This window comes from Sphingomonas sp. (assembly GCF_031380695.1).
Lineage (GTDB): Bacteria > Pseudomonadota > Alphaproteobacteria > Sphingomonadales > Sphingomonadaceae > Sphingomicrobium.
The window spans coordinates 1-6715 of record NZ_JANMWY010000196.1; the positions used below are offsets into that span (position 1 = coordinate 1).

A 6715-nucleotide genomic window follows, 5' to 3' on the forward strand; every position below is an offset into this window, starting at 1 on the left:
CGGCGAGAATTGCTGGACTACCAAGCCGACCGCAATCGGTGCGACGATGGCGACGGTCAACGACAAGGGCGACAAGCTTGACGTCACGCGGGTGAAGTACACGCCGCCAAAGATGTGATCGTCGCTCCAGTGTCGGCAGGGTTTTTGGCCAGCGAGCTGGCGCGCGTAGCTGGGCCCCTGCCTTCGCAGGAGAACAACTAGTCGACGACTTCGTCGGGATTCAGGCCCCAAATGTCGGTCTGCGCGACATAGGCTTTGCGTTTGGCGATGGTGATCTCGCACCAGCCTTCGCGACACTTCTCGATCTTGCCGACGACACCGGGTTGGGCCTTGTAGGCGACATGGCTCGCCGGGTCGGGCTTGTTACGCAGGTCGCGGGCCGGGCCGGGGCGGATGATCGCGCTGCGCTTGTCGCTCAGCATCGTCACCAGCATCCAGCCCTGTTGCCCGTCGGGATCCTCGATCTTGCGCCACGTCTCATAGACCTGGACGACCTTCACCGGCAGGTCGCGGCGCTGGTAGAGCCAGATGCCGGGATAATTGCGCCCGGGGCCGGTCCGCATCATCGCCTGGCCCGAAGCGATCGAGGCCCAATAGGGGGGCTTCTTGCCCTCGGCCGACGCCACCGAAGCGATCACGATAAACGCTGTTCCCGCGATCCAGTAGCGCATCACGCCCCCGTCAAGATGCGGTCGACCAGCTGCTTGACCGTCGGCACGAACCCGTTGGAGTAGAACGGATCGCTCTTGAAGCGGAACGCCGCGTGTCCGGCGAACATCAGGTTTTCCTCGACCGGGCCGCCGTGGGCGATGTCCTGTAGCGTCTTCTGGATGCAGAAACTGCGCGGATCGGCGAGGCGGCCGGTGCTGTTCTTCTCATTATCGGCCCAACTCGAGAAGGCGCATTGCGACAGGCAGCCCATGCAGTCGGCCTGGTCCTTGCGGATAATCTTCTCGTCCGCGGGCGTGACGAAGACGAGCGTGTCGTCGGGGGTCTTCATCGCGTTGGTGAAGCCGGCGCCATACCATTCGCGGGCATGCTGCAGATCGCCCTTGGTCACCCAGTAGTTCTTCTTGGTGCCGATGCCGACGTCGAGCTGGAAGGCGTGATCGCCGACTTCGACCGGGGTGTAGGCGATCTGCCGCTCGCTGCGCGCCTCGAGCCAGCGCAGGAACGGGTTGCGCACCGCGCTAGAGTAGAAGCCAGTCGGCGAGAAGCGGTGAAGCAGGATGTCGCCTTCTTCGAGCGTCGTCAGCCGCGCCTTCCAGTCGGGCGGGATCGGGCTTTCCTGGGTGAGCAGCGGGCGGGTGCCGAACTGGAACACGATCTGCCCGAGCTCAGGATTGTCGATCCAATTCTCCCACTCGTCGAGCCGCCACACGCCGCCGGCCATGACGATCGGCACGCTGTCGGGGATCCCGCCTTCGCGCATCGTCGCGCGCAGTTCGGCGACGCGGGGATAGGGGTCCTGTGGTTGACGGGGGTCCTCGGCATTGCTCAGGCCATTGTGACCGCCGGCCAGCCAGGGGTCCTCATAGACCACCGCCGACAGCCATTCGGCGGCCTTGGAATAAGCCCGCTTCCACAGCGCGCGGAAGGCACGGGCGGAGGAGATGATCGGCAGGTACGAGACATTATGCGACGCGGCGATCTCGCTGAGCTTGTAGGGCATCCCCGCCCCGCAGGTGACACCGGTGACCAGGCCCTTGGTCTTTTCCAGCACACCTTCAAGGATGCGCTGCGCGCCGCCCATTTCCCACAGTACGTTGATGTTGATCGCGCCCTCGCCACCGGCGATGTCGTGCGCCTTTTCAACCTGCGCGACCGCACCGTCGATGGCGTATTGGACGAGCTCCTCATGGCGCTCGCGGCGCGTCAGAGCCTTGTAGATCTGGGGAATGATGCGGCCTTCGGGGTCATAGCTATCGGCGTTGACCGCGCTGACCGTGCCGATGCCGCCGGCCGCCGCCCAGGCGCCGCTGCTCATGTGATTGGTGGCGCTGACGCCCTTGCCGCCTTCGACCAGCGGCCACACTTCGCGACCGCCGTAGAGGATGGGCTGCAGCCCTTTGAACACATGCATCTCCTGGTAAATCGCGCGCTGTATAGGCGTTTTGCCGACTTTGCGCACAAAAAAAGGGCCGGGCACATGGCCCGACCCTTCCGTTTGCCTGCGATGGCTTAGCAGGTCGACTTGCCGACCTGGCGACCCAGCAGTCCACCGATCGCGGCGCCGAGGATGGTGCCGGTCGTGCCGCTGTTGCGGTTATAGTAGCCGCCACCCGAGCGGCCGATCGAGCGACCAATCAGCGCGCCGGCGCCCGCACCGACGATCGTGCCGGTCGTGCCGCTGCAGCGGTGGTTGCGATAGCTGCGGCCATAATAACCGTTGTTATACGCGCCCTGGTCGTAATAGCCGTTGTTGTAGCCCTGGTTGTCGTAACCGTTATTATAGCCGTTGTCGTAATAGCCATTGTTGGCGTAGCCGCCGTTATAGCCATTGTTGTAATAGCCATTGTCATAGCCGTGATGACGCGCTTCGGCGGCGGCGGGCACTGCGACCATCGACAGGGCCGACAGGGCGATGAGTGATTTCTTGAACATGGTCTTCTCCTTCGTGGCGCGGACCGGGATGGAACTCTGGTCCGGTCATTGAGAAGGGTTCTGGACCCGGGGCCATGACGCCATCCTGAACTCATCGTTCAGCGGAGGTTGTTTTCGCGGCCGTCGCTATTGCAGCGCATAGTCGAGGCCGATGTCGACCGCCGGAGCGGACTGGGTGATGCGACCGACCGAGACGAAATCGACCCCGCTGGCAGCGATCCCGGCGATGGTGTCGAGGTTGACCCCGCCCGACGCTTCGAGCGGGACTCGCCCGGCGACCAGCGCCACCGCCTCACGCAAGGTCGCGGCGTTCATATTGTCGAGCAACAGGCGGTCGGCCCCGGCAGCGAGCGCTTCCTCGATCTGGCCGAGACGATCAACCTCCACCTGGAGCTGCAGCCCGGTGGCGGCGGCCTTGGCCAGCCGCACCGCCGCGCCGACGCCGCCGGCGACCGCGACATGATTATCCTTAATCAGCAGCCCGTCATCCATTCGCAGGCGATGGTTGAGCGCGCCGCCCATCCGCGCAGCATATTTTTCGAGCGCGCGCAGGCCCGGGATGGTCTTGCGCGTGTCGAGCAGCTTCGCGCCACCATCGCCGATCGCGTCGACATAGCGACGGGTCAGCGTGGCGATGCCCGACAGGTGCTGGAGCGTGTTGAGCGCCGAACGCTCAGCGGCGAGCATCGCGCGGGCATTGCCTTCGAGGCGCAGCAGGACGGTGCCCGCGTCGACCCGGTCGCCGTCGGCCACCGGCCGGTCGATCTTCACATCGGCGTCGAGCGCGCGGAAGAAGGCGATGGCAATGTCGAGCCCGGCGACGGTGATCGGCTCGCGGCAATTCATCGTCGCGGCGAACCGCGCGTCGGCAGCGATCGTCGCGCGGCTGGTGACGTCGCCGCCTGCGCCGAGGTCCTCGGCGAGGACGGCGCGGACGAAGTCGGCGAGACCGAAATCGGCCAATTCGAAATCAGGGGGCAGCGGTTCAGTCATCGCCGTCCCTTATGCGAGAGCAGCGGCGAATCCATCATGGAATGATCGCGTCATAGCGACGATCGAGCTCGATCGCTCGCTGCTCATCAGCCTCGGCACGGTCGGTTTGGCCAAGGCGGCGCAGAACCAGGCTTCGCTCATAATAAGCGCGCGCCGAACGTGGCGCGAGGCGCACCGCGCGATCCAGGTCGGCGAGCGCTCGGGCAAGGTCGCCCTTGCGCCGCCATTGCTCGCCACGGCGGAGATAGGCGTCGGCATTGCTCGGCGCCTGCTCGATCTTGCGGTCGAGGGCGGAGATCGCGCGGTCGGCGCTTCGGCGCCGGACCTCGTCGAGCGATTCGCGGCGCACCTGCTCTTCGCCGTCCGCCGAGCCGCCCGCCCGGCTGCCGGTAACGACGATGTTGGAATCGTCGATCATGCCGGATTGCGCCGGGGCAGAGTTGGAAAGCGCTGCGGGCGCCGCTGGAGACGGCGGTGGCGGGGGTGCGGCCACGACCTGTTCCTGCACGACCACCGCCTGGCGATCGGTGGCGGAATTTTGCGCGGGTTGGGCCGCGAGCGCCTTGTTGCTGACGACCGGCGATGGCGGCGAGGCCGACTCCGTCGTCGGTGAGGTTTCGAAGCGCGGCGCAACCGGAGCGGCCGGGGCATCCGGCGCGCGCAATACCGGCCCCGGGCCGGCCGCCGCGACATCGGTCGCGGGGCTGATTGCAGCCGATGGGACAGCGGTGGGTTCGGCCCCTGGCGGGGCATGCTCTATCCACAGCGGCACGCTGACCAGCGCGACCAGGGTAACGCTGGCCAACGCCGCCACCTGCGGCCGCCCCAACCCGGCCCAGCGCCGTGGCGGTCGCACCACCGCCGCATCCGGCACTCCATCGAACCGCCGCATCGCCGCGTCGATCGACGCTTCGCGGCGCGCGGGGCGCGGCGGGGGCGGCTGGGGCAGCGCAAGATCGTCGGGAAGCGGCATCGACCGGCCTTATAGCGCCTTCTCTGGGCCGGTCGAATGCACTGTTTCCTCCTTAGCGCTCGGCCGACTGAAGCGGCGCGGCGACCTTTGCGGCCCGAACCATCTGCAGGAACTCGGCGCGATAGCCGAAGCGGTCCGCGCCCTTCGCTCCCTCGGCGATGCGCAGCACGTCGTCGTAGCGGAGCGAACCGCTGTACTTGCCCCCGCGCAGTAGTTCGGCGAACGCCGCCACCCCGGCGGCGAAGCGGGCGTCCTGCGGCGCCTGCTCGAACCGCGCCACTTCCGACGCGCGGCTGATCGGGGTCGAGATCAGGCGGCTGACGGTCGATTTCGGCAATTTGTAGCGGATCTTGACGAAGCCATATTCGCTACCGCCCGCTCTCGCCATCGCTCGCGCCGGTGTGGCGTAGCGCAAGTCGCCGATCGAACGTGGTCCGCCGACCGGCACGATCTCGTATAGAGCGGTCACTGTCTGACCCGACCCGACATCGCCCGCATCGACCCGGTCATTGTTGAAATCGTCGCGGTTGAGCAGGCGCGTTTCATAGCCGATCAGGCGATATTCGGCGACCGTTGCCGGGTTGAATTCGACCTGGATCTTGACGTCCTGGGCAATCGGAAACAGCGTCGACGTCGCCTCCTCGACCAACGTCTTGCGGGCCTCGCCGATGGTGTCGATGTAGGCGGCGGTGCCGTTGCCGTTCTGGGCCAGCGCCTGCATCAGCGCGTCGTTATAATTGCCCATGCCGAAGCCGAGCACCGACAGGAACACGCCTTTGTCGCGCTCGCGCTCGATATAGCCCTTGAGCTCCTCCTGGTTGGTGATGCCGATGTTGAAATCGCCGTCGGTCGACAGGATGACGCGGTTGACGCCCTCCGCGTCGAAGTTGCGCTCGGCCAGCGCATAGGCCTGGCGGATGCCCTCGGCCCCTGCCGTGCCGCCGCCCGCGCCGAGCTGCTCGATCGCCGCGAGGATGCGGCCCTTGTCGCTGGCCGAGGTCGGCTCGAGCGCGGTCCCGGCGTACCCGGCATAGGTGACGATCGACACGCGGTCGTTGGCGTCGAGCTGATTGACCAGCATTGCCAGCGACTGCTTCACCAGCGGCAGCTTGTTCGGCTCCTGCATCGACCCTGACGTGTCGATCAGGAAGACGAGGTTGGCGCGCGGGCGAGTGGCGCGCTGGATGGCGAACCCCTTGATGCCGATGCGCACCAGCTTGCGGCCGGCCGTCCACGGGCTGGGGAAGACCGCGATATTGCTGGTGAAGGGCTGCTCGGCCGAGCGCGGCGAGGCATAATCATAGGGGAAATAGTTGACCATTTCCTCGGTCCGCACCGCCGCCGGTTGCGGCAGCAAATTGCGGTTGAGCGACCCGCGGACGAACGAGTAGGAGGCGGTGTCGACGTCGATCGAGAAGGTCGAGACGGGCTCCTCGCGGGCGACCTTGAACGGGTTTTGCGTAACCGTGGTGAACCGGTCGCGGCCGACGTCGTGATAGGCGGGGGGCAGCGGCATGCCGCGCTCGGCGGCAAAGCGCTGCATCACGCCGCCGACCGCCACGGCTGGCGGCGGAGGTGGCACGGCGGGCGACGGCGCGACCATGTCGACGATCGAGGCCTCGCTGCTCTTGTCGATCGCTTCCGCTCCGGCTTCATCGACACGCTGACCGGTGACGATAATTTCGGAGGCGTTTTCCGCCCGCCGATCGACCAGCGATTTGCCGCATGACGCGACGAGCATGGCCGCCATCCCGGCGGTGAGTAGGTAATGACTGCGGGGCATCGATAGTCTCCCTGAAACTGCGGCGCACGATCGTCCGCATGAAACTGGGACGCGCCGGCCCGGGAAATCCTTGGAAAATAATTTTGGGCGGATCAGCCGCCCCCGATCATCCGCCGCACCTCGTGCATCCGCCACGAGACGGTCGCTTCGGCGATACCCAGCACTGCGGCCGCTTCGGCGTGGGTCATCTGCTGCCCGGCGGCGAGGACGGCGGCATCGCGCAGCGCCGGCTTGAGCCGCGCAATCGCGCTTTCGATCCAGATCGCGTCATATTGGTCGCGGCCGTCGGGCGGGCGCGACAGCCCGGCGAGCACCACCAGCCGGTCGACCATCCCGCCGAACGAGCGCCGCCGCCGGCGGAA

General features: G+C 66.6%; 7 protein-coding genes. All 7 read right to left on the reverse strand.

Annotated features, from left to right (window positions below):
• Nucleotides 1-197: 197 nt before the first annotated feature.
• Nucleotides 198-671: an SH3 domain-containing protein gene (locus tag RMN84_RS07175; RefSeq protein ID WP_309611498.1), complete on the reverse strand. Its 474-nt coding sequence runs from the start codon at nt 669-671 to the stop codon at nt 198-200.
• Nucleotides 671-2077, reverse strand: a complete 1407-nt coding sequence (locus RMN84_RS07180) for a nitronate monooxygenase (RefSeq protein ID WP_309611499.1) — start codon at nt 2075-2077, stop codon at nt 671-673. Before RMN84_RS07180 ends, RMN84_RS07175 begins: the two co-directional genes overlap by 1 nt.
• 104 nt (nt 2078-2181) lie before the next feature.
• Nucleotides 2182-2604 carry a glycine zipper 2TM domain-containing protein gene (locus tag RMN84_RS07185; RefSeq protein ID WP_309611500.1) on the reverse strand — a complete coding sequence of 141 codons (423 nt, stop codon included), beginning with the start codon at nt 2602-2604 and terminating at the stop codon, nt 2182-2184.
• Nucleotides 2605-2730: 126 nt separating this feature from the next.
• Nucleotides 2731-3597 carry a carboxylating nicotinate-nucleotide diphosphorylase gene (gene nadC, locus RMN84_RS07190; RefSeq protein ID WP_309611501.1) on the reverse strand — a complete coding sequence of 289 codons (867 nt, stop codon included), beginning with the start codon at nt 3595-3597 and terminating at the stop codon, nt 2731-2733.
• A 34-nt stretch (nt 3598-3631) separates the two neighbouring features.
• A complete protein-coding gene (locus RMN84_RS07195) occupies nt 3632-4570 on the reverse strand; it encodes a tetratricopeptide repeat protein (protein WP_309611502.1) in 939 nt (312 codons plus the stop codon).
• Nucleotides 4571-4622: 52 nt separating this feature from the next.
• On the reverse strand, nt 4623-6353 hold the full coding sequence (locus RMN84_RS07200; RefSeq protein ID WP_309611503.1) for a VWA domain-containing protein: 1731 nt from the start codon (nt 6351-6353) through the stop codon (nt 4623-4625).
• 92 nt (nt 6354-6445) lie between these two features.
• On the reverse strand, nt 6446-6715 hold a 270-nt coding region (locus tag RMN84_RS07205), incomplete at its 5' end, for a sigma factor-like helix-turn-helix DNA-binding protein (protein WP_309611504.1).

Bases quoted from the DNA above. Each gene is read 5' to 3' on its own strand.
- RMN84_RS07175 (WP_309611498.1), bottom strand. From the start codon at position 671: ATGCGCTACTGGATCGCGGGAACAGCGTTTATCGTGATCGCTTCGGTG.
- RMN84_RS07195 (WP_309611502.1), bottom strand. From the start codon at position 4,570: ATGCCGCTTCCCGACGATCTTGCGCTGCCCCAGCCGCCCCCGCCGCGC.
- RMN84_RS07200 (WP_309611503.1), bottom strand. From the start codon at position 6,353: ATGCCCCGCAGTCATTACCTACTCACCGCCGGGATGGCGGCCATGCTC.
- RMN84_RS07185 (WP_309611500.1), bottom strand. From the start codon at position 2,604: ATGTTCAAGAAATCACTCATCGCCCTGTCGGCCCTGTCGATGGTCGCA.
- nadC (WP_309611501.1), bottom strand. From the start codon at position 3,597: ATGACTGAACCGCTGCCCCCTGATTTCGAATTGGCCGATTTCGGTCTC.